This is a genomic window from Rhizobium sp. CB3060 (genome assembly GCF_025200735.1).
In the GTDB taxonomy this organism is placed as follows: domain Bacteria; phylum Pseudomonadota; class Alphaproteobacteria; order Rhizobiales; family Rhizobiaceae; genus Rhizobium.
In genome coordinates, this window is the sequence record NZ_CP104159.1 from 1,068,939 (window position 1) to 1,094,672 (window position 25,734).

At 60.6% G+C, this 25,734-nt stretch carries 22 protein-coding genes; 12 read left to right on the forward strand and 10 right to left on the reverse strand.

Annotated features, from left to right (window positions below):
- The first annotated feature begins 42 nt into the window (after positions 1 to 42).
- A complete protein-coding gene (locus N2601_RS24300) occupies positions 43 to 1,179 on the forward strand; it encodes a TauD/TfdA family dioxygenase (RefSeq protein WP_260305182.1) in 1,137 nt (378 codons plus the stop codon).
- Positions 1,176 to 1,937: a class II aldolase/adducin family protein gene (locus tag N2601_RS24305; protein ID WP_260305183.1), complete on the forward strand. Its 762-nt coding sequence runs from the start codon at positions 1,176 to 1,178 to the stop codon at positions 1,935 to 1,937. Before N2601_RS24300 ends, N2601_RS24305 begins: the two co-directional genes overlap by 4 nt.
- 28 nt (positions 1,938 to 1,965) lie before the next feature.
- Here N2601_RS24305 and N2601_RS24310 read toward each other — a convergent pair whose 3' ends face one another.
- The 8 genes from N2601_RS24310 to N2601_RS24345 form a co-directional block, all read right to left on the reverse strand.
- The gene (locus N2601_RS24310; RefSeq protein ID WP_260305184.1) at positions 1,966 to 3,705 is read right to left on the reverse strand and encodes a glycerol-3-phosphate dehydrogenase/oxidase; all 1,740 of its coding nucleotides are present in this window, start codon (positions 3,703 to 3,705) and stop codon (positions 1,966 to 1,968) included.
- Positions 3,706 to 3,766: 61 nt separating this feature from the next.
- Complete coding sequence (locus N2601_RS24315; RefSeq protein WP_260305185.1) at positions 3,767 to 5,296, reverse strand: FGGY-family carbohydrate kinase; 1,530 nt, start codon at positions 5,294 to 5,296, stop codon at positions 3,767 to 3,769.
- A gap of 90 nt (positions 5,297 to 5,386) precedes the next feature.
- Entirely contained in the window at positions 5,387 to 6,229 is an 843-nt protein-coding gene (locus N2601_RS24320) for a DeoR/GlpR family DNA-binding transcription regulator (protein ID WP_260305186.1), read from the reverse strand.
- Between the two features lie 169 nt (positions 6,230 to 6,398).
- Complete coding sequence (locus N2601_RS24325; RefSeq protein WP_260305187.1) at positions 6,399 to 7,346, reverse strand: D-ribose ABC transporter substrate-binding protein; 948 nt, start codon at positions 7,344 to 7,346, stop codon at positions 6,399 to 6,401.
- Positions 7,347 to 7,461: 115 nt separating this feature from the next.
- Positions 7,462 to 8,514, reverse strand: coding sequence for an ABC transporter permease (locus N2601_RS24330; RefSeq protein ID WP_260305188.1), 1,053 nt, complete (start codon positions 8,512 to 8,514; stop codon positions 7,462 to 7,464).
- A gap of 23 nt (positions 8,515 to 8,537) precedes the next feature.
- A complete protein-coding gene (locus N2601_RS24335; protein ID WP_260305189.1) occupies positions 8,538 to 10,082 on the reverse strand; it encodes a sugar ABC transporter ATP-binding protein in 1,545 nt (514 codons plus the stop codon).
- Positions 10,079 to 10,726: a DUF2291 domain-containing protein gene (locus N2601_RS24340; protein ID WP_260305190.1), complete on the reverse strand. Its 648-nt coding sequence runs from the start codon at positions 10,724 to 10,726 to the stop codon at positions 10,079 to 10,081. Before N2601_RS24340 ends, N2601_RS24335 begins: the two co-directional genes overlap by 4 nt.
- A 330-nt stretch (positions 10,727 to 11,056) precedes the next feature.
- Entirely contained in the window at positions 11,057 to 11,239 is a 183-nt protein-coding gene (locus N2601_RS24345; protein WP_260305191.1) for a hypothetical protein, read from the reverse strand.
- A gap of 321 nt (positions 11,240 to 11,560) precedes the next feature.
- Here N2601_RS24345 and N2601_RS24350 point away from each other — a divergent pair, with 321 nt between their 5' ends.
- From N2601_RS24350 to N2601_RS24390, 9 genes are all read left to right on the forward strand, one after another.
- The gene (locus N2601_RS24350) at positions 11,561 to 13,114 is read left to right on the forward strand and encodes an FGGY-family carbohydrate kinase (protein ID WP_260305192.1); all 1,554 of its coding nucleotides are present in this window, start codon (positions 11,561 to 11,563) and stop codon (positions 13,112 to 13,114) included.
- Between the two features lie 69 nt (positions 13,115 to 13,183).
- A complete protein-coding gene (locus tag N2601_RS24355; protein WP_260305193.1) occupies positions 13,184 to 14,695 on the forward strand; it encodes a glycerol-3-phosphate dehydrogenase in 1,512 nt (503 codons plus the stop codon).
- Positions 14,696 to 14,716: 21 nt separating this feature from the next.
- Positions 14,717 to 15,649, forward strand: coding sequence for a sugar phosphate isomerase/epimerase family protein (locus N2601_RS24360; protein ID WP_260305194.1), 933 nt, complete (start codon positions 14,717 to 14,719; stop codon positions 15,647 to 15,649).
- Positions 15,650 to 15,815: 166 nt separating this feature from the next.
- Positions 15,816 to 16,772, forward strand: coding sequence for a sugar-binding transcriptional regulator (locus tag N2601_RS24365; RefSeq protein WP_260305195.1), 957 nt, complete (start codon positions 15,816 to 15,818; stop codon positions 16,770 to 16,772).
- Positions 16,773 to 16,856: 84 nt separating this feature from the next.
- A complete protein-coding gene (locus N2601_RS24370; protein ID WP_260305196.1) occupies positions 16,857 to 17,633 on the forward strand; it encodes a DeoR/GlpR family DNA-binding transcription regulator in 777 nt (258 codons plus the stop codon).
- On the forward strand, positions 17,630 to 18,415 hold the full coding sequence (locus tag N2601_RS24375) for a triose-phosphate isomerase (RefSeq protein WP_260305197.1): 786 nt from the start codon (positions 17,630 to 17,632) through the stop codon (positions 18,413 to 18,415). Before N2601_RS24370 ends, N2601_RS24375 begins: the two co-directional genes overlap by 4 nt.
- Positions 18,412 to 18,867, forward strand: a complete 456-nt coding sequence (gene derI / locus N2601_RS24380; RefSeq protein WP_104826885.1) for a D-erythrulose-4-phosphate isomerase — start codon at positions 18,412 to 18,414, stop codon at positions 18,865 to 18,867. Before N2601_RS24375 ends, derI begins: the two co-directional genes overlap by 4 nt.
- 272 nt (positions 18,868 to 19,139) lie before the next feature.
- The gene (locus N2601_RS24385) at positions 19,140 to 20,861 is read left to right on the forward strand and encodes an ABC transporter ATP-binding protein (protein WP_104826886.1); all 1,722 of its coding nucleotides are present in this window, start codon (positions 19,140 to 19,142) and stop codon (positions 20,859 to 20,861) included.
- Between the two features lie 208 nt (positions 20,862 to 21,069).
- Complete coding sequence (locus N2601_RS24390; protein ID WP_104826887.1) at positions 21,070 to 21,663, forward strand: class I SAM-dependent methyltransferase; 594 nt, start codon at positions 21,070 to 21,072, stop codon at positions 21,661 to 21,663.
- 33 nt (positions 21,664 to 21,696) lie between these two features.
- On the opposite strand, the gene N2601_RS24395 is transcribed toward N2601_RS24390, so the two are convergent.
- Entirely contained in the window at positions 21,697 to 22,599 is a 903-nt protein-coding gene (locus N2601_RS24395; RefSeq protein ID WP_260305199.1) for a universal stress protein, read from the reverse strand.
- Between the two features lie 149 nt (positions 22,600 to 22,748).
- A complete protein-coding gene (locus N2601_RS24400; RefSeq protein WP_028750304.1) occupies positions 22,749 to 23,171 on the reverse strand; it encodes a MerR family transcriptional regulator in 423 nt (140 codons plus the stop codon).
- A 71-nt stretch (positions 23,172 to 23,242) separates the two neighbouring features.
- Here N2601_RS24400 and N2601_RS24405 point away from each other — a divergent pair, with 71 nt between their 5' ends.
- Positions 23,243 to 25,531 (forward strand): heavy metal translocating P-type ATPase, encoded by a 2,289-nt coding sequence (locus N2601_RS24405; protein ID WP_260305200.1) that lies wholly within the window; start codon positions 23,243 to 23,245, stop codon positions 25,529 to 25,531.
- Positions 25,532 to 25,734 lie beyond the last annotated feature (203 nt).

The window sequence follows — 25,734 nt, forward strand, 5'->3', positions numbered from 1 at the left end:
GATGAAGGCCAGCGGTAAAACATAAGCTAGCAAGAGGGTAGGATGGGCACGAGTCTTTTGAACGAACCACCGGTAAAACTGGGCGAGCTGGGTCTTCATCTCTGCCTGTCGGATGGAGCGGCGAGCTATTTCAACTATTATTGGCTGCGGGATAATTGCCCGACATCGTTCGACAGCCAGACGCGCGAGCGCGTGTTCGATATCTTCCATCTCGATGGTGCACCTGCACCGGAGCAGGCGGCGGTGGTCGAAAATGCCTTAGAAATCGTCTGGACGGGAGACGGGCACAAGAGCCGTTATCCGCTGAGCCTGCTGGCGCAGTATAGCAACGGCAAGCGCCGGCATGATCCTGCAGACCTTCCGCGACGCCCATGGTATTCGGATCACTATCCCGCCATTGCCAGATTCTCACAGCCGGAGCTTCTGGCCGACAAATCCATCGTCGCCAATTGGCTGGAGGCGCTGATCGTCGAAGGTGTCGCGATCGTGACGGACATGCCCGACTGCAACGAGGGGCTGACGGAGCTGGTGCGCCTGATGGGACATGTACGCCCGACATTCTTCGGCGATTATTTTGACGTGCGCACGCATATCAAACCGACAAACCTTGCCTATACGGCAAAGGCTCTGGAACTGCATACCGACACTCCCGCGGAAGAAATGGCGCCGGGCATGCAATTCCTGCATTGCCGGGCCAATAGCGTCGAGGGCGGCAGGAATCTCTTTCTCGATGGCGTCGCCGTCGCGAACGATCTGAAAAAGGAGTTTCCCGAGGACTTCAAGCTCCTGACGGAAACGGAAATTCCCTATTACTGCGAGCACGACGCCTATGACGTGCGCTCCCGTCAGAGGGTCATCGAACTGGACGAGCACGGCGAGGTGTCCGGCGTCACCATCAGCCAACACATGGCCGATATATTCGACCTGCCGCAGACTTTTCTGGATCGGTATTATCCGGCCTTCTGCCGTTTCGGCCGCATGTTGCAATCCGACAAGTACCTCATGCGCTTCACGCTGAAGGCGACGGAATGCATCGTCTTCGACAATCACCGCATCGTGCACGGGCGGGCGGCCTATTCGGCAAACAGCGGCGAACGCTATCTTCGCGGTTGCTACGCCGATCGCGGCGAGATGCGCAGCACTTATCGCGCGCTGACATCCGAAGGACGGTTCAAATGAACGGACAGGCTTCCCATGCCGATGTTACCGGCGATGATCTCGCACAGTTGCGGATCGATCTGGCGGCCGCCTTTCGTCTCTGCGTCGAATTCGGCTGGAGCGAATCCGTCGGTAATCACTTCAGCGCAGCCGTGTCTGCGGATGGCAAACGGTTCCTGATGAACCCGAAGTGGAAACACTTCGGATCAATCCGGGCAAGCGATCTCTTGTTGCTTGATGCGGATGATCGGACGGTTATGAGCCGCCCAAATGCACCAGATCCGTCTGCATGGACTGTTCATGGCACAATCCATCGCGAATGCCCTGCGGTCCGCGTGCTGCTCCACTGCCATCCGCCCTATGCGACGGCACTTTCCACCCTCAAGGACCCGTCGATGAAGCCGATCGACAACAATACGGCGCGCTTCTTCGGCAGGCTCGGCATCGATCTCGGTTTCGGAGGGATCGCTGATGATGCCGAGGAAGGCGAAAGGCTGGCTCGCTCTCTCGGCAGCAACAAGACCCTGCTGATGGGGAATCATGGCATTACCTGTACCGGCGATACCGTAGCGGAGGCATTCGAGGATCTCTATTTCTTTGAAAAGGCTGCGAAGACGCTGATGTTGGCCTATTCCAGCGGCCAGGCATTGAACATCCTCTCCGACGAGATCGCCCGCAAGACCGCCGAGGGCTGGCATGCCTACAAGGGCATGGCGTTCGCACATTTCGATTATCTCAAATCGACGCTCGACCGCAGCGACGCGTCCTACAAAGAATAAGGTGGGCGGAAACAGAGGCTGGGCTGGTTCATATCCGCGCTTCCGCGGGCTGCTGGCCAGACGTATCCGTCAGCCGGCCGTCGTGGAATTTCGCCAGCGCATTCACCACGTCTTCGATCTCGGCTTCTAGCCCTTGTTCGGTCCACCCAAGCGCTTCGGCGGCAATTGCGGCGATGTCGCGCAAGCCTTGCATGGTCAGCGCGCCCTCGATCGCAAGCGTCGTGCGCCGGAACACCACGTCCGAAAGATGGACGACGAGCTCTTGCTGCACGATCCAATCGATTTCGAGAGCACTGTAATGTGAAGCCCCGGAGAGGCGCACGGTATCAGTATGCACCGATGGATATTCGAGGATCGCCGTCGCGGTAGTGCCGTAGCGGCTCAAGAGTTGGTCGATCCGCCCCGGCGTCGCACCCGTTCGTTTCGCCACGGCGCGCACCCATTCTGCGCGCGCCGTCGAATTCGCAGGGAAATCGCGGCCGCCCCCGATCGCGATATGCTTTGTGGATTGGCTCCGCGCTCGATTCAGGCGCTGGAGCGCAAGATCCGCAACTTCCTCGGCAAAGCCTCGAAAGGTTGTCCACTTGCCGCCCACGAGCGAAACGATCGCAAAGGGACGATCCGCCTTCGGCTCGATCACCGGAGCGGAATGGTCGCGGCTGATTAGCCCCGGCGACGATGCATCCGAAGCCGGCAAGGGACGAATGCCGCTGTAGCTATAGACCACCTGCTCCCGCCCGAAGCGAAGACCCGGCAGCAAGGTCCGGACGCTCTCGAGGAAATAGTCGATCTCCGGCTCATCGCACCGGACGTTGTCGGGATCGTCACAGGGAATATCCGTGGAGCCGACCAAAGCGAGGCCAAGATAGCCATAGACGAGGCAAATACGGCCATCATCCGCCTCGAAATAGATCATATGGCCATTGAGGCCGCGCACGAGCTCGGGGTGATCGAGCAGGATATGCGAACCTTTCGTGCCGCCGATCAGGCGCGATGGCGCGCCGAGCGCTTCGTTGACGCGGTCGATCCAGGGGCCGGCGGCGTTGACGACAAGCTTCGGGGAAACGGAAAACGTCGTGCCGTCGGCTCGCTCGAAGCTGAGCCTCCCACCCGCCGACGACGTCAGCATGGTGACGTTTGCCGCCAGCGCGTTCTTATTGGCCTCAAGCCCATCCATGACCAGCTCGTAAACGAGCCGCTCCGGCCGGCTGATCTTGGCATCATAATAGATGCCGCCCGCTACGATATCAGGGGTGACATACGGCATTTCCTTGAGCGCGCGCTTCTTCAATATGAACCGGTGACGCGGCATGACGCGGTTGCGTGATCCGAAGAAGTCATAAAGCGCAAGCCCGATCTTGATAAGAACAGCGCCGCGGCTGCGGGGTGCCGTCGTCGAGCCCGTCAGCGTGCGCAAAGCCGCCCATATGCCCCGCGTCCATGAGAAAATTGGGATGAAGGTTGGCAGTGGTTCGACGCAATGTGGCGCGTTCTGAAGCAAGAGATTGCGTTCCAGCGTCGATTGGGCAACCAGGCCGAACTCACCCGTCTCCAAATATTTCAAGCCGCCGTGGATGAGGCGCGACGGCGCCGCGCTCGTTCCAGACCCGAAATCGGCCTTATCGACGATGAGACAATTGACGCCCTGGGCGGCAAGATCGCGAAAGAGTCCCGCGCCGTTGACGCCGGCACCGAGAATGACGACGTCTATGTCCTTGTCCGGCAACGTCGCAAAGCGTTGTTTCAGATCGGCGGCGATATCGGTCATACCATTATTTCCTACGGAAGTACCGTCAGTGCGAGCTATCCGCGCGCGGCGGCCTATTGTCCTAATCTTGCGATTCAGCGGAGGCGAGGCGGCCGATCTTCGGCCAGATCGGGGTCATTGCCTCGGCGATCTCACGGAACAGCCCGTATCTCTCGCGATAATGGAGACTGCGTGATACATCCGGATGGAAGGTTGTAGCGATCTTGCGGACATCGCGGGGGTCGCTCTGCGGATCGGCATAGAGACCGACGCCCGCACCTGCACAGAGAGCCGCGCCCCAAGCCGCTGCCTCATCCGTCTCCGTCACAGTCACCGGCATCTCGAGTACGTCGGCAAACATCTGGACGACCCTTGGATTGCGGGAAATGCCGCCAGCAAGCCTTGCCTCCCCAAAGGCGAAGCCATCACTCAAAGCATCGACATGGATCTTGTGGTTGAAGGCAATTCCCTCGAGAACCGCCCGCAGCATGTCACCGCGATCATGCCAGCCGCCCAGACCGAAGAAGCCGGCGCTTGCGGAAGCGCCGTAGGGCGAGCCAAACAGATAGGGATGGAAAAGCGCTGTCGAAGAACGTGCAAACGCCGCCTCTATCTCGGGCGCCAGCAGTGCATGGATCGATCCGCCAGACGCTTCGCTGCTTACGCGTTCGCTGGCGCAAAGGCGATCGAGGAACCAGTCGTAATTCGCCGTCGAAGCCGGCGAGATCGACATGTTGTTCCACTGGCCGGGCGCAATGGCATTGCGGCAGAACCATCGCCTGTCGACGCGCGGTTCGGAGGACAGGGTTTCGTTGATCGAGTACGTGCCGGCAATCACGGCAACCACGCCGGATGCGTAACCGCCCGCACCGAGCGCCGATGCGGTAACATCGTGCAGCCCGGCCACGACTGGTGTTCCCTCGGCAAGCCCCGTTCGCGCCGCGGCGGTCCGCGTCACATGACCAACGATCTCGTCGGAACGCGAGGCCGGCGGCAGGGCATCCGCCAGCGCTTCCAGTCCGAAGAGCTTGAGCGCATCCTGCGAATAATCCTGGCTGGCAACAGCGGTGAAGGAGGTGCTTGCTTCCGTCCTGTCCGTGCCGATCGCCCCGGTCAGGCAGAAGCGAAGCCAGTCCTTGCAGCTCATGATATGGCCGATTTCGGCAAAACGGGCCGGTTCCTTCTCCTTGATCCAGGCAAGCAGCGCCGACGGCGCCGAGACATGCGGCAATTGCCCGGTAAGCCTTATGGCTTCGTCTGCGACCGGGCTTTCGAGCCAGCGATCGACAACAGCCCCTGCCCGGCTGTCGAGCGACAGGATCGCGCGCGCCAGCGGCCTGCCGGAGCGATCGAGCATGTAGATGCCGTCGCCGTGGGCGGTTGCCGCGACCGCCTGGATATCGGAGGCAGGACGCTTGCTGAGGCTGATCGCCTCGGCGATCGCATCCGCCGTCGCCGACCAGAGCTCATCCATATCGCGCTCGATGTGGCGGGCCCTGGGTATGAACTGCGTGACGCGCCGCCGTGCCACGGCAATCGGCGTGCCGTCGATATCGAAGATAACGGCCTTTGTGACCGTCAGACCGCTATCAATTCCGAGCAGACTCGGCATTCTCATGACTCCGGATAGTGGAAAGGCCGCAGGCATGATCCGGTCCGCGAACAGACTGGCCGCTTTTGGCCCCGTCTATCCTCACCACTATCATGACCGACCCCCATCGCCCTTGGCGATGACGACGTTGATATCTTTGGACCGCATGCGGTCGATGTGGATGGCGGGCGTCTTGTCATCGACGACCACGGCATCAAACTCGCCGAGCGCCGCGAAGCTGTGCAACGCGCGTCGCTCGAATTTCGTGTGATCGGCAAGCAGGATGCGCTTGACGGCGCAGTCGAACATCGCCCGTTTCGTGTCGACTATCTCAGGCGACTGATGGAAGACGATGTCGTCGGTGATCGCCGACATCGAAATGAAGGCGATATCGGCCCGCAGCCTGGTGATCTCGTTGATCGTCATGCGGCCCATGAAGGCGTTGCACCAGCTATAGTACTGGCCGCCAAGGGCCAGAAGCGTCACGTCATGCATCCCCTTGAGCGTGTTCATCAGGGTCAGCGAGTTGGTGATCGCCGTCAGCGGCACCTTGGCAGAAAGATGGGTTGCCATCTGCAGCACGGTCGTGGAGTCATCGAAGAAAATCGCCTGGCCAGGCTCAACGAACTGCATTGCCGCCGCCGCAATCGATTTCTTTTCGGCCGCCTGCCGGTTTGAACGGTAGACGTCGCTCGATTCAATAAGGCTGGTGGCGGCGGCCGTGACGATTCCGCGCGTCTTGCGGAAAAGACCGCGGCTGACGAGTTCGTCGACATCGCGATGAGCGGTCATCAGACTGATGCCGAATCTCTCCGTCAGATCCTCGATACGCATGGAGCCTTCCGTCATCACCGCCTCGGCAATCATCTGCCGGCGAGCGAGCTGGCGGGTGTGCCGGCTGTCGCTTGGCAATTCGTCCAAGAGGGATGTTCCTATGCCTGTCTTCTGTGTCACTTTGACCCCTGCCGCTGAATCTCGTCGATGTCGGTTTCGTACAGCGAATGCAGTGCGAAGGCAAAAAGAGGAGATGGAACAACCCTTTGCATTGCGCATGTCCTGGCCGCCTTCCGCGAACTGCCGGCAGCCGAATGGGGGGCGCCGCGAGCGGCGCCCCCTGTTGTCATCACTGCGACAGCACGAACGGAGCGGTGTACTTGTCGACATTGTCCTTGGTGATCAGAATGCAATCGAAGAGCTGCTTCTCGCTCTTGGCGCCGGTGTTGCCCGTCTTGATGACGTTGTCGGCCTGCTTGACGGCTTCCGCGGAGAAGGTCGCGACCGGCTGCAGCACGGTGTACTGCAGTTCGCCAGCCTTGATCGCGGCAACCGCATCCGGCGAACCGTCGAAACCGCCGACCTTGATCTTGGCGAGCTTGCCGGCTTCCTTCAGCGCGGCAATCGCGCCGAGCGCCATTTCGTCGTTACCGGAAATGACGCCGACGATGTCGGGATTGGCCTGCAGCATGGACTGCATCTTGTCATGGCCCTGGGTGCGGTCCCAATTGGCGACTTCCTGCGCAACCTTCTTCAGGTCCGGATACTGCGTCAGCACCGTTTCGTAACCATTGGAACGGGTTGCGGCATTGTTGTCGGAGGGGGCGCCGAGCAGCTCGGCATACTTGCCCTTGTCGCCGACGCTTTCGACCCATTGCTGCGCGCCAAGTGCTGCGCCCTGCGCATTGTTGGAAACGAGCTGAGCCTTGGCGAGACCTTCCTGGTTGATTTCAGCGTTGACCAGGACAACGGGAATGCCAGCAGCCACAGCCTTCTTCACCGCGCCGACCGAGCCGTCGGCATTGGCCGGATCGAGGATGATGGCGACAGACTTGTTCGTGATTGCCGTGTCGATCAGATTGCTTTCAGTATTGGTATCGCCTTTGTGGGCGCTGACGGTCGCCGTATAGCCCAGCTTCTCGGCCGTTGCCTTGGCGATATTGCCTTCCGTCAGCCAGTATGGGTTGGCCGGATCGTTGACGATGATCGTCATCTGACCGGCGGCCCATGCCGCTCCGGTCAAAAGCGGCGCCACCGCGACAGCCGTCATAACAATGCGCAATCCCTTTTTAAACATTGGTCTCTCTCCCATTTGATGAGCTCAGATAATGCCGGCGAACCGGCGGTGCTTTCCGCAATCGGCGGGCTGTTCGAAGCAGGTCTGCCGTCGTGGACAAGTTCTGTCGCGATCGTCAGCCCGACTTGGTCCGACGTCCGTATTGGATGCTGTTCATGAGGACCGCGAGCACGATGACTGCGCCGGTAAATACGGTCTGCCAGTAGGCGGACACGCCGATGATCACGAGGCCATCGGACAGGAAGCCGATAACGAAGGCGCCGAGCATCGTGCCGCGGACGGTGCCGCGGCCGCCGGTCAGCGCCGCGCCGCCGATCACGACAGCCGCGATTGCGGTCAGTTCATAGGTCGTGCCCGCTGTCGGACCGGCCGAAGTGAGCTGCGATGACAGGACCAGGCCGGCGATCGCGGCGCAGACGCCGGAAAGAACGTAGACGATGATCTTCACCCGCTTGACCGGCACGCCCGAAAGGTCGGCGGCGCGTTCATTGCCGCCGGAGGCATAGAGCCAGCGGCCGAAGGCGGTGCGGCTCAACACCAGACCGCAGATGATGGCGAGCGCCGCCAATACGATGACGCCGATTGGAATGCCTACCAGGCGGTTGAAGCCGAGCCAGTCAAAACCGGTATTGCCGAGTTCCGGACGGCCGCCGAGATTGTTGTAGGTCAGGCCGTTGGTCATCAGCAGCGCGACCCCGCGCGCTACGTAGAGAACGCCGAGCGACGCCACGAAGGCTGGTACGCGCAAATAAGCGATCAGCACGCCGTTCACAGCGCCCACGACCGCGCCGAGCGCGCAGGTGATCACGACGACGGCCCAGACCGGCGGATACAGGATGACGCCGAAACTCGACAGCGTCACACCTTGCATCAGGAAGCCGGCGATGCAGCCCGCAAGGCCAAGCGTCGAGCCGACGGAGAGGTCGATGCCGCCGTTCAGGATCACCAGAAGCATGCCGATCGCCAGAATGCCGAAGATCGCGACATGCGAGGCCATGATCAGGAAGTTGTTGAGCGTGAAATAATAGGGCGACAGAAAGGAAAAGACTGCGACGATGACGATCAGCGCGAAAAACGCGCGACCTTCGAGTATCAACCGGATAATATTGGTGTTCCGCCTCTGCCCGTTCGCAACCGCTTTCTTTTCAGTGACATTCGTGACTGACATAATCAGTGCTCCATAATTGCCGGCTAGGGCGCGACCACTGCTTCGCCCGAGGCGGCCATGATTTTTTCTTTGGTGACGTCGGGACCGAATTCGGCGGATATCCTGCCGCGATGCATGACGATGATGCGGTGGGCGATGCTGAGGCATTCGCCGACCTCCGAGGTCGAATAGATCACCGCCAGGCCCTGCTTGGCGCGTTCGGCCAAAAGCTTGAAGACTTCCGCCTTCGCGCCGACATCGATGCCGCGGCTCGGTTCGTCGAGCAGCATGACCTTGGGTTCGGTCGCTAGCATCTTACCGATTACAACCTTCTGCTGGTTGCCGCCCGAAAGGGAGCCGATCGCCGCCTCGCCGCCGTCCGTCTTGATATGAACCCTGCGGATCGAGTTGTTCACCAGCTCCCGCTCGCGTCCGCCGGAGGTAAGCAATCCCTTGGTGAAGGCAGCGATGCTGGCCAGCGAAAGATTGGAGCCGACCGTCATCGTTTGGACGAGGCCGTCGCGCTGGCGGTCTTCAGGCACCAGCACCAAGCCGCTGGCGATACGTCCGGCGATGTTGAGATTGCCGATATCACGACCTTCAAGCTGGACCCTGCCGCCGCTCGAGCGAAGACGTCCCGCGACGCATTCGAGCAGTTCGGTGCGCCCTGCCCCCATCAAACCGTATATGCAGACGATCTCACCGGCACGGACTTGCAGCGAAAGACGATCCACCGCGTTATAGGCAGCGCCCGAGGGGCCAGGAACCGTCAAATTCTCAAGTGCAAGCGCAACCTCGCCGATCTCATGGCCGATCGGCGGACTTCCGAGGTCGAAGTTTTCGCCGACCATATTGCGGACGATCCATTCGAGATCGATGTCCTTGCGCTCGGCATAGGCCGTCATGTTGCCGTCGCGGAGCACGACGGCATGGTGGGTGATCTGAAGCGCCTCTTCGAGATGATGCGAGATATAGACGATGGAGACGCCCCGGCTCGTCAGGTCGCGAATGACCTTGAAGAGAACCTCCACCTCGCTGGCGCTAAGCGCTGAGGTCGGCTCATCCATGATGAGGATACGCGAATTGACCGACAGAGCGCGCGCGATCTCGACGATCTGCTGCTGGCCGAGGCGCAGATCCTCGACGGGGGTCAGCGGATCGATCTCCTCTTCAAGCTCCGCCATCAGGGCGCGCGTCTGGCGTTCTTCCTCGGCAAAGTCCACGCTGCCGCTCCTGATAATCTCGCGGCCCATGAAAATATTGTCGCGGACATTGAGGTTGGGAGCGAGGCTCAATTCCTGGTGAATGATCGAGATGCCGCATTCGCGGGCATGGGTAGAGGAAGAAAACGAGACCGGCTGACCGTCGAGGACAATCTCGCCGGAACTCGGCTGGACAACGCCGGAGAGGATCTTCATCAGCGTCGATTTCCCCGCGCCGTTCTCCCCGAAGAGAGTGGTCACCTGGCCGCGATGAATGTCGAAATTGACGCCCTTCAGGGCATGGACACTGCCATAGGATTTCGCGATGTGGCGGGCGGCAAGAACGACCTCGCCGCGTGCGCCCTCATTTTGCAGCGCTGCACTCATTTGACTTCGACCTTGACCGGAGTGATCAGCCAGTTTTTCGGATTGATGAGCTTGAAGACGCCGACGACGGATGCGGTCTTGCCCGAGAGATTGTCCACGTCGAGACCCGCAAGAACGTTCTTCTTCATCTCGTTGTTTATCGCCGAACCGGCATCCTGATACTCGATCTGATTGGTGAACTGGCCGAACTCGATGGTGCCCGTGGCATCGCGCAGGTCCGTGCCGTTGACGGCCGGACCCGTCTGGACGCGGACAACGACATCGTCCGGCAATCCATCCACCTTGATCTCGTTGTAATTGGCTTTTCGGGCGCCGAAGACGCCGGTCAGCGAAACCGGCATGACCGGGCCGGTGCTCGTGGCAACACCGTATTTGTCGCCTGCCACCTTCTTGTCAGCCGCGATCGCATTGGCCAGATCGACGGCACCGACGGCGCGCTGCTCGACATTCGCCACCACCTTCGGGAACTCCTGGGCGCCGTAAGCCTCTGGCGAGAACGCCTGTTCGCGCACGTCATGTTTGGAGCCGATCCTTACGACGGTCGTATCGAAGCCGATCGCCGCGATGACGATCACCGCCGCCGCCACGCTCGCCCACAATGTAATTTTCGGCTTGGAGGCCGCGTTTTGAATTTGTGCACTCATATTCGAAAGACCTTCGGCGCTATCGGCCGGATTGCTCTGTTGACAAGGAAGGGAACCGCGAGCGGCGGCCGGCAATCATCGAAGCCGCTGTCGGCCTGCGCGAACGGAACGGCGCGTGCCTCGTTCACAGACGCGATCGCCTTGGCACGAAACCGGACCGTATCCTGAAACGAAATAGCTCATCGAAATTCCTCCTCGGTTGCCGGCGCTTGTCTCCCCCAATCACCTGACCTCATCATACAGCTATGACGTTAGCTACGATAGATATATGTTATTAACGCCATCAACCATGTTATAAATTTTCCGATGTGTCAACAGCCTCTCTTGATCCTACTGGCTTCCTGGCGCATTCGCCGTCGATGAGATAGGGCCGGCAACGATAGTCATCGCGCTTGCCGCCATCGCCAGCCTTTCGGCATTCACCAATGCTCGGCTTAGTGTCCATAAATCAACAGAGGCCAAAAATACCGTTGAAAACCAATAGTTTTTAGCGTCAATTTGCTGACTGCTCAATTGACCGCATCCTGGCTGCGGCCACTTCAAGGCCAAGCCATGCAATGCCCGCCAACCAAGCGCCGCTTGGCTCGCGGGATATCCGAAACAATTGACACCATCCATTTTATATGAAAAAAATTACATTGCTAGAAAAATATTACGGACGTTATGATATCTCTATGTTATAATCTGATCGAGCATTTCGGCAGCGAATGCAGTCGTTGAGATGGCGCCGCAGGCGCGGTTCAATGAAAGCGATTGGGGAGGAGCGAAGAATGGATGCGACACAAGGATTGACCGCCGTGGATGCAGGTCTTGGCGCGCCGGAGCTATTGCGCAATGCCTAGCAACGAAACGCTCATCATTGGCATCGATGCGGGAACCTCCGTCATCAAAGCCGTGGCCTTCGAGCTTTCGGGCCGGCAGATCGCGTCGGCCTCGGCGCGCAATCAGTACACGATGGGAGATGACGGCTCCGCTACGCAGCCGCTCGGCCGTACGTGGACGGACTGCGTCAGCGCCGTGCGCGGGCTCGCTGACATGGTCAACGACCTTGCCGCGCGTACCGCCATCATTGCCGTGACCGGCCAGGGAGACGGCACCTGGCTCGTCGGCTGCAGTAACGAGCCCGTCGGCGATGCCTGGCTATGGCTCGACGCACGGGCGGCCCCGACCGTCAATCGCTTAAGCAGCCATCCGGACAATCGCGCGCGTTTCGAGGCGACCGGCACCGGGCTCAACACCTGTCAGCAGGGCTCGCAGCTCGCGCATATGGACCGCTATATGCCGGAGCTTCTCGATCGCGCCGAGACGGCGCTGCATTGCAAGGATTGGCTCTACCTCAATCTCACCGGCATTCGCGCGACCGATCCGTCCGAGGCAAGCTTCACCTTCGGCAATTTCCGCACGCGTCGCTACGATTCCGTCGTCATCGACGCGCTCGGCCTCAACCACAGAACATCCCTTCTGCCCGAGATCATCGAGGGGACCGAGATAACGCATCCTCTATTGGCCGATGCGGCGAGCGCGACCGGGCTGCTGGCCGGCACGCCCGTCTGCCTTGGCTATGTCGATATGGTCGTGACGGCGCTCGGCGCCGGAGTGCGTACCGCCGGCCACAATGCCGCTTGCTCGACGATTGGCTCGACGGGTGTGCATATGCGTGCCAAGGCGGTCTCCGATGTCCAGCTCAATGCCGAGGGCACCGGCTATGTCATCACCCTGCCGATCCCCGGCATCGTCACCCAGGTTCAGACCAATATGGGTGCGACGATCAATATCGACTGGATTTTGCAGATTGCCGCCGATCTGATGTCCGAAGCGGGCAAGCCTGTAGCCGCCTCGGATCTCATCTCCCGGATCGACGCCTGGTTCGCTCAAAGCCGTCCCGGTTCCATTCTCTACCACCCTTATGTTTCCGAGGCGGGAGAACGCGGCCCCTTCGTCAATGCCCATGCGCGGGCCGGCTTTACCGGGCTCTCCATTCGCCACGGCTTTCCGGACTTGGTTCGCGCCGTGGTCGAAGGGCTCGGCATGGCGACGCGCGATTGTTACGCGGCGATGGGCGATATGCCGCTGGAGCTGCGGATGACAGGCGGAGCGGCACGAAGCCGCGCACTGCGGCAATCGCTCGCGGCCGCCGTCAACGCGCCGGTCAGAATCTCCGAACGGCAGGAAGCGGGAGCCGCAGGTGTTGCCATGATGGCCGCGGTCGCAATCGGCGCCTATGCGACCATGGACGACTGTATTGCCGAATGGGTGACGCCGCTGCTTGGCGAATCCGAAGCGCCCGACGCGGACGAGGCTCGCCGTTACGACCGACTATTTGGGGCCTATCTGGACGTGCGGCAAGCGATCGCACCCGCGTGGGACAAGCTCGCTTCGCAGCCATAGGGGCATACACATCCCGCGCGCGGTCGAGACAGATGATTTTGATGCGAAAGGCATCCTAAGGAGCGTGAAATGACTGAATCCGAAATCCTCGATCTCTTCGTGATCGGCGGCGGCATCAACGGCGCCGGCATCGCGCGGGACGCAGCCGGTCGGGGTCTCTCCGTCATGCTCTGCGAGAAAGATGATCTGGCGGAAGGCACGTCATCGCGATCGGGGAAGCTCGTCCACGGGGGTTTGCGTTATCTTGAATATTATGAGTTTCGCCTGGTGCGCGAAGCCTTGATCGAGCGCGAGGTGCTGCTGAATTCCGCAAGCCACATTATCTGGCCGATGCGTTTCGTGCTGCCGCATAGCCCGACGGACCGGCCCGCCTGGCTCGTCCGCCTCGGCCTCTTCCTCTACGATCATCTGGGCGGCCGCAAGCGCTTGCCCGGCACCCGCTCCCTCGATCTCAGCCGCGATCCGGAAGGCACGCCGATCGTCGATAAATATACCAAGGGCTTCGAATATTCCGACTGCTGGGTCGACGATGCACGGCTCGTGCTGCTGAACGCCCTCGATGCCGCCGAAAAGGGCGCTCAGATATTGACGCGCACGGCCTGCGTCAGCGCACGGCGCGACAATGGCAGTTGGATCGTTCAGATGCGCGACCAGCGCTCCGGCGACCTGCGCACAGTGCGGGCGCGCGTCCTCGTGAACGCCGCAGGCCCATGGGTCAATGACATCATCGGCCGCGTCGCCGGCTCTAACAGCCATCGCAAGGTCCGGCTCGTCAAAGGCAGCCATATCATCGTTCCGAAATTCTGGAGCGGGCAGCATGCCTATCTGGTTCAGAACCATGACCGGCGCGTGATCTTCATCAACCCGTATGAAGGCGACATGGCCCTCATCGGCACAACGGACATTCCCTACGAAGGCCAGCCGGAGGAGGTGAAGGCCGACGAGCAGGAGATGGACTATCTGATCGCCGCCGTGAACCGCTATTTCAAGGAGAAGCTGCGCCGCTCCGATGTGATCTCAAGCTTCTCCGGCGTTCGGCCGTTGTTCGACGACGGTCAGGGCAATCCTTCCGCGGTGACGCGCGACTACGTTTTCGATCTCGACGATACCGGCGGCGCGCCGATGCTCAACGTTTTCGGCGGCAAGATCACGACGTTCCGCAAACTGTCCGAACACGCGCTGCAAAGGCTCGCCAAATTCTTCCCCAAGATGGGCGGCGATTGGACCCGTGCGGCGACATTGCCGGGCGGTGACATTCCGAACGCGGACTACACCAGCTTCGCAGACACGTTGCGCGAGGCCTATCCCTGGATGCCGCGCGTGCTCGTGAACCACTACGGCCACCTCTATGGGGCGCGGACCAAAACCATCATCGGCGACGCCACGTCACTTGCCGGCCTCGGGCGCCATTTCGGCGGCAATCTCTACGAGGCGGAGGTGCGTTACCTCGTTGCTTACGAATGGGCACAGACCGTGGACGATGTTCTCCTGCGGCGCACCAAAGAAGGCCTGCATATGACCGCGAAGGAGAAGGCGGATTTCTCGACTTGGTTCAAGAGCGAACTGGCTCTGGCCGCCTGAGACATCCGAGGAGCCGATCCCATGGCATTGTCACTTTCACTCAACACCAATCCGCTTGTGAACCGCTTCGCCGAGCCGGATGATCTCATCGAGACGGTTGCGCGCGACCTCAGGATCCGCGACCTGCAATTGACGCATGAGTTCATCAATCCGAGCTGGCAAGCATCGGCAATCCGACGGCTGACCCGCAGGATGCGAGCCGCGTTGGAGCGCACCGGCGTTCGCGTAACCTCGGGCATGACCGGCCCCTATGGGCGCCTCAATCATTTCGGCCATCCCGACGCCGATGTCCGGCGCTACTACGTTGACTGGTTCAAGACCTTCGCCGATATCATCGCCGATCTCGGCGGCCAGTCTGTCGGCACGCAATTCGCCATCTTCACCTACAAGGATTTCGACGATCCGGCGCAGCGGGAGAGCCTCACCCAGATCGCCATCGATTGCTGGGCTGAGGTTGCCGAGCATGCCCGTTCGGCCGGTCTTTCCTATGTGTTCTGGGAGCCGATGAGTATCGGCCGCGAATTCGGCCAGACGATCAGCGAATGCATTGCGCTTCAGGATCGCCTGACGGCCGCCGATCTCGCGGTGCCGATGTGGATGATGGCCGATATCGATCATGGCGATGTCACATCGGCAAATCCCGACGATTATGATCCCTATGCCTGGGCGCGCGCTGTTCCCCCGGTTTCTCCGATCATCCACATCAAGCAAAGCCTGATGGACAAGGGCGGGCATCGGCCCTTCACGGCGGAATTCAATGCCAGGGGCCGTATCCAGCCCGCGCTGTTGCTGCAGGCCTTCGCCGAGGGGGGTGCCGAGGACAACGAGATTTGTCTAGAGCTGTCGTTCAAGGAGCGCGAACCCAATGATCGCCAGGTCATATCGCAGATCGCTGAAAGCATCGCCTTCTGGGCGCCTCATATCGACACTGGCGCAGGCAGCCTGCGCCTCTAGTTGCAAGAACCCGGCAAGGCTTTAGGACATCAACGTTGCGGCATTACATTTGATTCTTGGTCGAGCACCGATGCCGCAACAGCAACGAAGCCTGCCGCTGGCCACCATCGAAAGGCACCGATGGCGAAAGCGCGATTTTGGGTGAAAGAATGGAAGGGGACAATCGATGGCCGATGCGGATGAGTCGCTCGCCGTGCGCGCCGCCTGGCTGCACTATGCCGGCGGACTGACACAGTCGGAGGTCGCCAAACGCCTTGGCGTTCCGTCGGTCAAGGCGCACCGCCTGATCGCACGGGCGGTCGCCGACGGCGTCGTCAAGGTGACGATCGACGGCGATATCGTCGAATGCGTGGAGCTTGAGACCCGGCTGGCTGAACGCTTCGGCCTGCAATATTGCGAGGTGGCGCCGGATCTCGGCGAGGAGGGCTTCGAGTTTCGCGCCCTCGGCCAGGCCGGTGCCGGCTTCCTGAAGCGGGAGATCGAGCGCGGCGACAACAAGGTTATAGGCCTCGGCCACGGTCGAACATTGTCATCGGCCGTGCACCATATGCCGCGGTTGAATGCCAAGGGACTGCGGTTCGTCTCGATGCTCGGTGGCCTGTCGAGAAACTATGTGGCCAATCCGTATGATGTGATGCACCGCATTGCCGAAAAGACCGGCGCGCATGCCTATATGATGCCCGTGCCTTTTTTCGCCAATACAGGCGAGGACCGCGAAGTGATGCTTGCGCAGCGCGGCGTCAAGGAAGTGTTCGATCTCGCCAACAATGCCGACCTGAAACTGGTTGGTCTCGGCACCGTCGATACCGACGCGCAGCTTGTCCTATCCGGCATGGTTGAGCCGCGTGAGATCGCGGAGATCGCGGCCGCAGGCGGCGTCGGCGAAATACTCGGGCATTTCTTCGACGCTGACGGACGCATCCTCGAGACGACGCTGACGGCGCGAACCCTGTCGGCTTCCTTGCCGCGGTCGAAGAAGGAAAGACTGGTCGCCTTGGCCGGCGGCGTTGCGAAGGCCGAGGCCATCCGCGCAGTCCTGAAAAGCCGATGCCTCTACGGCCTGATTACCGACGAACGAACCGCCCAGGCGCTTCTGGGACCTTCCCCGCCACATGAATCATAACAAAATAACAAAATTAATGTGGAACCATGTGATAAACATGTTATATTCCCAGGCATCCGATCCGGAGAGAACCGGAGCACCAAGATGAAACGCGAAGAACGCCAACAATCGATCGTCAATCTGCTCGTCGAGCACAAAAGCGTCGACCTCGACGACTTGGCCGACCGCTTTGCCGTGTCCAAGATGACCATCCATCGAGATCTCGACGATCTCGAACAGTCCGGCGTCCTGCGGAAGATCCGCGGCGGCGCGACGATCGACGCGGGCATGCAGTTCGAAAGCGACTTCCGCATCCGCGAACGCCAGGGACATGAGGCCAAGGTCAGCATGGCGCGTCGCGCGCTGGAGCTTGTCGAGCCGGGCATGACGGTGATGGTCAACGACGGCTCCATGGCCGCCGTACTCGGCGAGATGCTGTTGCAGAAGCGGCCGCTGACGCTGATCACCAACAATGCCGCGATCATCGAGAGGCTGAAGAACGAAAGCGGCATCACGTTGATTGCGCTGGGTGGCATATATTCGCCGAAATTCAACGCGTTTCTGGGCGTGGTGACGGAGGAAGCGCTGTTTCGCCTCAGGGCGGATATCGCCTTCATCTCGACGCCAGCCGTTTCCGGCACCCTTGCCTATCATATGGATGACAATGTCGTACGCGCGAAGCGGGCGATGATCGCGTCCGCGACCAAGACATGCCTGCTGGTCAACCACCAGCGCATCGGACACACCGCCCTGCATGTCATGGCCGACCTTGCCGATTTCGACACCATCATCACCGACGACACCCCCGAGCCTGCCGCCCTGAAGCAGCTCGAACGCGCCAACATCACGCTGACCATTGCCTTGAACTCGGAGACGACATGAGCGCCGCACCTCGATTCTGGATTGGAACCAGTTGGAAGATGAACAAAGCGCTGGCGGAAGCCAACAGCTATGCCGAGGCGCTGCGCGCTGCCGATGCCGGCCGGGACGCGGCCATTCAGCGCTTCATCATCCCGCCGTTTACGGCGGTGCGGGAGGTCAAGGCCCTTCTTGCCGGCACCTCCGTCAAGGTGGGTGCGCAGAATATGCACTGGGCCGATGAGGGTGCTTGGACCGGCGAGATCTCTCCCCTCATGCTCAGGGATTGCAATCTCGATATTGTCGAGCTTGGCCACTCCGAACGCCGCGAACATTTCGGCGAGACTAATGAGACCGTCGGCCTGAAGACCGAAGCCGCCGTCCGCCACGGTCTGATCCCGCTCATCTGCATCGGCGAGACACTGGCCGACCGGGAAAGCGGTCGGGCCACGGATATTTTGAAAACTCAGGTTCTCGGCGCTTTTTCGAAGCTGTCCGAGGCGCAGAAGGGCGCACAAATCCTTCTGGCTTACGAACCTGTCTGGGCAATCGGCGAAAGGGGAATTCCCGCCTCGCCAGACTATGCCGATGCACGCCATGCCGAGATCGTATCGATCGCGCAAGATGTGCTCGGCCGCCGCGTCCCCTGCCTTTACGGGGGATCGGTCAATCCGGGGAACTGTGAAGACCTCATATCGTGCCCGAATATCGATGGGCTTTTCATCGGTCGTTCGGCCTGGAGCGCTGAAGGCTATCTCGGCATCCTCGCCCAATGCACCGCCAAACTCCAAGGAGATAGACGTTGAAGATTGCAATTGCAGGAGACAGTGCGGGCGAAGGCCTCGCAAAAATTCTCGCCGACCACCTGAAGGACCGCTACGACGTGCAGGAAGTGTCGCGCACGGACGCCGGTCCGGATCCGTTCTACGCGAACCTTGCCGATCGCGTCGCCTCGGGCGTCATCGGCGGCACCTATGACAAGGCGATCCTCGTCTGCGGCACCGGCATCGGCGTCAGCATCTCGGCCAATAAGGTCCCCGGCATCCGCGCGGCACTGACGCACGACACCTATTCGGCCGAACGTGCCGCACTTTCGAACAACGCGCAGATCATCACGATGGGCTCCCGTGTCATTGGGCCGGAACTTGCCAAGGCCATCGCCGACACCTTCCTTGCGCACACATTCGACGAAGAGGGCCGCTCGGCCGGAAACGTCAAGGCAATCAACGAAGTCGACGCGAAATATAACGCCCGCTGATCTGGGCTATGCAGACATCGCCGTGTGACCTAGCTCTCAAAGCGACACACGGCGATAATGTGGCATTATCAGCGCCCGTCATAGCACCAATTTGCCGTTGGGGATGACAACGTCTGGTTCGTCAGTTATAAGATCCCTGCGACTCATGAGGGAGATCAGTTAGATGAGACATTTCGGCACCAATCAGCGCTGAACAGCGCCGCCGAATGCGGGCTGCTGTTCAGTCCATCCTTGTCTAACAATATGATCTCTCGTGCCCTTGGAGGGCATTCATGTTTCGTCGCTTTTTTTCCTATTATGCGCGCTACAAGACCCTGTTTTTTCTCGATTTCGGCTGCGCGGTTGTCGCTGGTCTTCTCGAACTGGGCTTTCCGCTGGCGGTCAAGCTCTTTGTCGATGAGTTGCTGCCGAGCCGTAACTGGGGTCTGATCGCCGCGACTGCCGCGCTGCTGCTGATCGTCTATGCGCTGAACACCGGCCTGATGGCCGTGGTCAACTATTGGGGTCATGCGCTTGGCATTTCGATTGAATCGGACATGCGCCGCCAGGCCTTCGACCATATCCAGAAGCTCTCGTTCCGCTATTTCGACAACAACAGGACCGGGCATCTGATCACCCACGTGACCAAGGATCTCGAAGAGGTGGGCGAAATCGCCCATCACGGACCCGAGGATGTCTTCATCGCCATCATGACCTTCATCGGCGCTTTCCTGCTGATGTTCTCGGTGCACTGGAAGCTGGCGCTGCTGACGACGATCATCGTGCCTTTCATGACCTGGCTGGTCAGCCGCTACGGCGCCAAGATGACACTGAACTGGCGCAGCCTGTTCACCAAGGTGGGTGACTTCAACATTCGCGTGCAGGAGAGCGTTGGCGGCATCCGGGTCGTCAAGGCTTTCGCCAACGAGGATTACGAAAGCCGGCTTTTTGCCCGCAACAACGAGGACTACAAGGCCACAAAGCTCAATGCCTATGCCTATATGACGGCGAGCATCGCGCTCAGCTATTTCAGCACGCGCCTCGTGCAGCTCGTGGTCATGGTGGCCGGAACTTGGTTCGTGGTGTCTGGCGAACTAACCTATGGTGGTTTCGTCAGCTTCCTGCTCCTGATCAACGTCTTCTTTCACCCGATCGACAAGATCACCTCGGTGCTCGAAATGTATCCGAAGGGCATCGCCGGCTTCAAACGTTTCCTGTCGCTGATCGATACACAGCCCGACCTTGCCGACCGGCCGAACGCGTTTGCGGTCGATCATCTCAAGGGCGATATCGTCTATAAGGATGTCAGCTTCGGCTATTCGAATCAGGGTACGATCTTCGATGCTCTGAATCTGACAATATCGGCCGGAGAGACGGTCGCTTTCGTCGGCGCTTCGGGAACAGGCAAGACAACGATCTGCTCGCTGCTGCCGCGCTTCTACGACGTGACCGGCGGCAGCATCACCATTGACGGCATCGACATCCGCGATATGACGCAGGCCTCGCTGCGCAGCCAGATCGGCATCGTGCAGCAGGACGTGTTCCTGTTCGGATCGACCATTCGCGAGAACATCGCCTATGGAAAGCTCGGCGCGACCGATCAGGACATCATGGAGGCGCTGCGCCGCGCATCGCTCGATGAATTCGTTCGTTCGCTGCCCGACGGCCTGGACACGCCGACCGGCGAACGCGGCGTGAAACTGTCGGGTGGGCAGAAGCAGCGTCTTGCCATCGCGCGCATCTTCCTCAAGAACCCGCCGATTCTCATCCTCGATGAGGCAACGTCTGCACTCGACACGGCAACCGAATTTGCCATCCAGCAGGCATTGGCGGATCTTTCGAAGGGGCGCACGACCCTGGTGGTAGCGCACCGGCTGACGACCATCCGCAACGCCGATCGCATCATTGTCATGGGGCCAGACGGCATTGTCGAGCAGGGAGCGCATGCCGAGCTGCTGGCGCGCGGCGGTAGCTATGCCAGGCTTCACAACGCTCAGTTCGATACGCTTCCATGATGTCGACGAGCACGTAAAGGTTGAGCCCGGGAGACCATCCTTCCGGGCTTAAATTTCTTCCGACAAAACGCGCAGCCTTTGTGACGGAGGTGGTCAAATCGCATGTGGACGGGTTCCAGAAAGAGCCCGTCTAGCCTACCATCAAGGTTGCTGGCACTCGGCAATTCTGCCCGAGCCAGAAACGGCCTGCGCGCCGGAAGAGAAGACAATGGATGATCTGTTCCCCGCGACCTCCATGCCCGACCGAGATTGGTGGGCGGCACTTTGGCCGCGACCGGCGGAGGTCCTGGCTGATCTCGGCATTCAGCCCGGCATGACCGTGCTCGACCTGTGTTGCGGCGATGGTTATTTCACCGCGCCGCTTGCCGGTCTCGTCGATGGCCGTGTCTATGCCCTCGATCTGGATGCGGAAATGATCGAGCAGGCAAGAATCGAGGTCGAGCGCCTCGGCGGGACTGTGCGCCAATGGATCAACGCCGATGCGCGCGAAATCGCGTCGCTTCTGCCCGAACCGGTCGATTACGTGCTGATGGCCAACACCTTTCATGGCGTGCCGGACAAGCCGGATCTGGCGCGGGCAGTCTGGCATGTCCTGCGGCCCGGAGGCTTGTTCGCGATCGTCAACTGGCATGTGATACCCAGAGAACAAACGGTCGTGCTGGATCAGCCACGTGGACCGAAGACGGACATGCGCATGTCGCCCGACGCGGTGCGAAGGATCGTCGAACCTGCCGGATTTGTCACTGCCCGCGTCGAGGAACTGCCGCCCTATCACTACGGCATCATCCTGGAGCGTGTATAGCGGCGGAGGCCGTCCGAGAATGCCCGCGAACTCCTAATGCTTCATCATCAAGGGAAGCGTGGAATGCGATAGGAGGTGGCGCGTAATGCGGCCGAGAAGCAGCTCCATAAAATATCCGCGCTTGAACGCACCGATAAGCAGGCATGTCGCGCCCGTGGATCTGGCAAACTCGATGATGGTTTCTCCGACCGGCCGGCCGCCGGCACTGACCGCGACGACGTCGCCCTTAAGGCCGAGCTGATCAAGCAATTCGCTGGCCGTGCGCTGATAGTTTCCGTCCACTTTATCGTCGATGCATAGAACGGTGACGCGATCAGCCACAGCCAGCCAGCGTCTTGCCGCAACGACGGTGCGTAGCGCATGTTTGTGCGGCTTCCAGCCGATCACCACATGGCCCAGCAGATTGCCGGAGTAAACCCCTGCAGGCGGCACCAGCACCAGCTTATGCTTCTTGAATAGAAGATCATAAAATGTGTCTTGCGCATCCATGTTGCCGTGACAGGGAGCGACGACAAGCGCCGTCTCATGGCATTCGGTCATCACGCAGCGCTCGATATCGCCCCGGCAATCATCCAGGAAAAGGCTCGCACGGTCCGGCCGCTCCCGCTTCCAATCCTCAAAAGCATCGGCAATCCGCTCGAATCTTTGGTGCGGAGAGTTCTCGTCCATGTCCCGCAGGATCTGCAGGTCGAGTTCCTCAGGTGCGGCAATCATCCTTTCGGGATCGGCACCGATATGAGCTGCAGCCATGCTGCCATGTATCTCTCGCGCGGCCTCCTCGGCTAGATCCAGGCAGTTTCGGACGGTGGCAAGATCGGGCAGCAAAGCGAGAACATCGGCATGGACAGTCAATTCATGCACGGTGCCGGCCAACAGGAGACTTGTCTTTCCGGGTGGCGGTTTGGTGTCGCTTTCATGTGCGGGCGGGCCCATCATATCGGACCTCCTTCCGCGATGCTCCGTACCTCTCGTGGCACGGTTGGGTAGATTCTACCCTGAGATCGAACGGCCCGCAACGCGGCAGGCATTCTCCCTTGATCCGAAGCTCAGGCCCGCGATCGCCAATGTAAACAAGCTTAGCCGCACTAATGGCGCGGATGCATGCACTGCCCGTGGTCGGCCAGAACTTCGATCACCCGGCACTGGTCGATACGGCCGTGGCCGCAACCTTCGACCATCGTCTCCAGCTCGGCTTTCAGGGCCGTCAGGCTGCGTATCTTTTGTTCGACTTCGATCAGGCGGGCCTTGGCGATGGCGTCGGCGGAGGCGCAGGATTGATTTGGATCGTCCTGGAGCGCCAGAAGCGTCCTGATCGCATCGACCTCGAAGCCCAATTCGCGGGCATGGCGAATGAAAGCCAGCCGGTGAAGGTGCGATTGCTCATAGGAACGCTGGTTGCCCTCGCTCCGGTCCGGTTCCGCCAGAAGTCCGATGCTTTCGTAGTAGCGGATCGTCGGCACCTTCACGCCGCTTTGCCGGGCCGCTTCGCCAATCGTGATCTTTTTCATGATTTTCCTCTTGCACCTCTAGCCACTAGAGGATGTAGGAGAGATGCCACGGTTTGACAAGGAAACGGATCATGGCAGCGACAGGGGAAGCACGGTATAGGGTGAGCGGCATGGACTGCGCCTCATGCGCGGCCAAGATCGACACGGCTGTGAGACGCATGCCGGGCGTAGAGGATGTCTCCGTTTCCGTCACTGCGGGAACGATGACCGTTCGTCACGACGAGACCAGCAATCTCACCGCGATCGAAAAGAAAGTGACGGGCCTCGGCTATTCCCTCGCGCCGCTGGCTGGCAAGGCTGAGCGCGCGCTCTCCGAACATCGACATGACCATCATGACCATGATCATGATCATCATCACAATCACGATAGCCATGATCATTCATCGCACGACCACGCCGATCATGATCATCACGACCATGCCGCAAAAGAAATCGAGGGGCTGCATGGTCACGACCATACGCCCACGGATGGCCCCTGGTGGGCGAGCAGAAAGGGGCGCCTGACGATCGTATCCGGCGTGGCGCTGGTCGCCGCCTATGCCATCGGCCATCTCGCGCCCTCGATCGCGTCCTATGCCTTCGTCGTCGCCATGCTGGTTGGTCTCGTGCCGATCGCGCGCCGCGCCGTCATGGCCGCGCTGGCGGGTACGCCCTTTTCCATCGAGATGCTGATGACGATTGCGGCCATCGGCGCGGTGATCATCAATGCCGGTGAAGAGGCGGCGACCGTGGTCTTCCTCTTCCTCGTCGGCGAATTGCTGGAAGGTGTCGCCGCCGGAAAGGCGCGCGCAAGCATCCAATCATTGACGACCCTGGTCCCGAAAACCGCCTTGATCGAAGACAACGGCGAGACCCGCGAAGTGCAGGCCGAAAGCCTTAAGGTGGGTGCGGTCATTCTCGTGCGTCCGGGCGACCGCATCGCAGCCGACGGCACGATCGTCGAAGGCGAAAGCGCCATCGACGAAGCGCCGGTCACCGGAGAAAGCACGCCGGTACGCAAGGGCGTGGAGGCCAAGGTTTTCGCTGGCACCATCAACACGGATGCCGTGCTGCGTGTCAGAGTGACCGCGGCCGCGGCCGACAACACGATTGCCCGCGTGGTGAAGCTGGTCGAAGAGGCGCAGGAATCCAAGGCACCGACCGAACGCTTCATCGACCGCTTCTCGCGCTATTACACGCCCGGCGTGGTCGCCGTCGCGGCACTGGTCGCGGTGACGCCCCCGCTGGTGGCCGGCGCAAGCTGGCTAGAATGGATATACAAAGGCCTCGCTATCCTGCTGATCGGCTGCCCCTGCGCGCTGGTGATCTCGACGCCCGCCGCGATCGCGGCCGCCTTGTCGGCAGGCGCCCGCAGCGGCCTGCTGTTGAAAGGCGGCGCTGTTCTCGAAACAATGGGCAAGGTGACAAAGGTTGCCTTCGATAAGACGGGCACCCTGACCGAGGGCAAGCCCAAGGTGACGGACGTCCTGGGCTTCGGTCTCACCGAGGCACAGGTTCTCTCACGGGCGGCAGCTCTCGAAAACGGTTCGAGCCATCCGCTTGCTCTCGCAATTCTGGAGCGGGCGAAATCCGATGGTGCTCCGGTCCCGCCTGCGGCCGAAGCCAAGGCCTTGCCCGGCAAAGGCGTCAGCGGCCGTGTCGGAGGCGAGACCCTGTCGCTTCTCTCTCCGCAGGCGGCTCGGGAGAGTGAGCCATTGTCGGCCGAACAGGACGCCCGGATCGAAACCATGAACGACGAAGGCAAAAGCGTCTCCGTTCTCTTGGTCGACGGCAAGATCGCCGGCCTGATTGCCATGCGCGACGAACCCCGCGCCGATGCGCGCGCCGGAATCGAGGCGCTGCGGACAGCCGGCGTCGGTTCCGTCATGCTGACCGGCGACAATGCCCGCACGGCCGGTGCAATCGCGAAGGGTCTCGGGATCGAACCTCGCGCGCAGCTCCTGCCGGAAGACAAGCAGCGCATCGTGCGCGAACTGCAGGCGCAAAAACAGATCGTCGCCAAGGTCGGCGACGGCATCAACGATGCACCCGCCTTGGCGGCCGCCGACGTCGGCATCGCCATGGGCGGCGGCACCGATGTGGCGCTGGAAACGGCGGATGCCGCCGCTCTCCACGGCCGCGTCACCGATGTCGCCAACATGGTCGCGCTGTCGCGGACGACGATGAGCAACATCCGCCAGAACATCAGCATGGCGCTTGGCCTGAAAGCGGTGTTCCTGGTGACCACGATTGCCGGCATCACCGGTCTCTGGCCGGCGATCCTCGCCGATACCGGCGCGACGGTACTTGTCACTGCCAATGCGATGAGACTGTTGCGGTGGAAAGGCGTGTTCAGCGGTCGTTTGATGAGCGCGCGCTGATCCCAAATTTGCCCTGCAATGCGGCCCGGTATGCGGATTTCAAGGAATCCACAGCCGGGCCTTTGTTTTTTAACCAGTTCGGTAGTGGCCTTGCCGTTACCGCGTGTCGGGCTTGATCCCCTAGAGGGTGAGACCGCAATCCCCATGTGAAAAATAGATTGATATATAAAAAATAGATTGACCTGATAGCAGATGTCAGACCA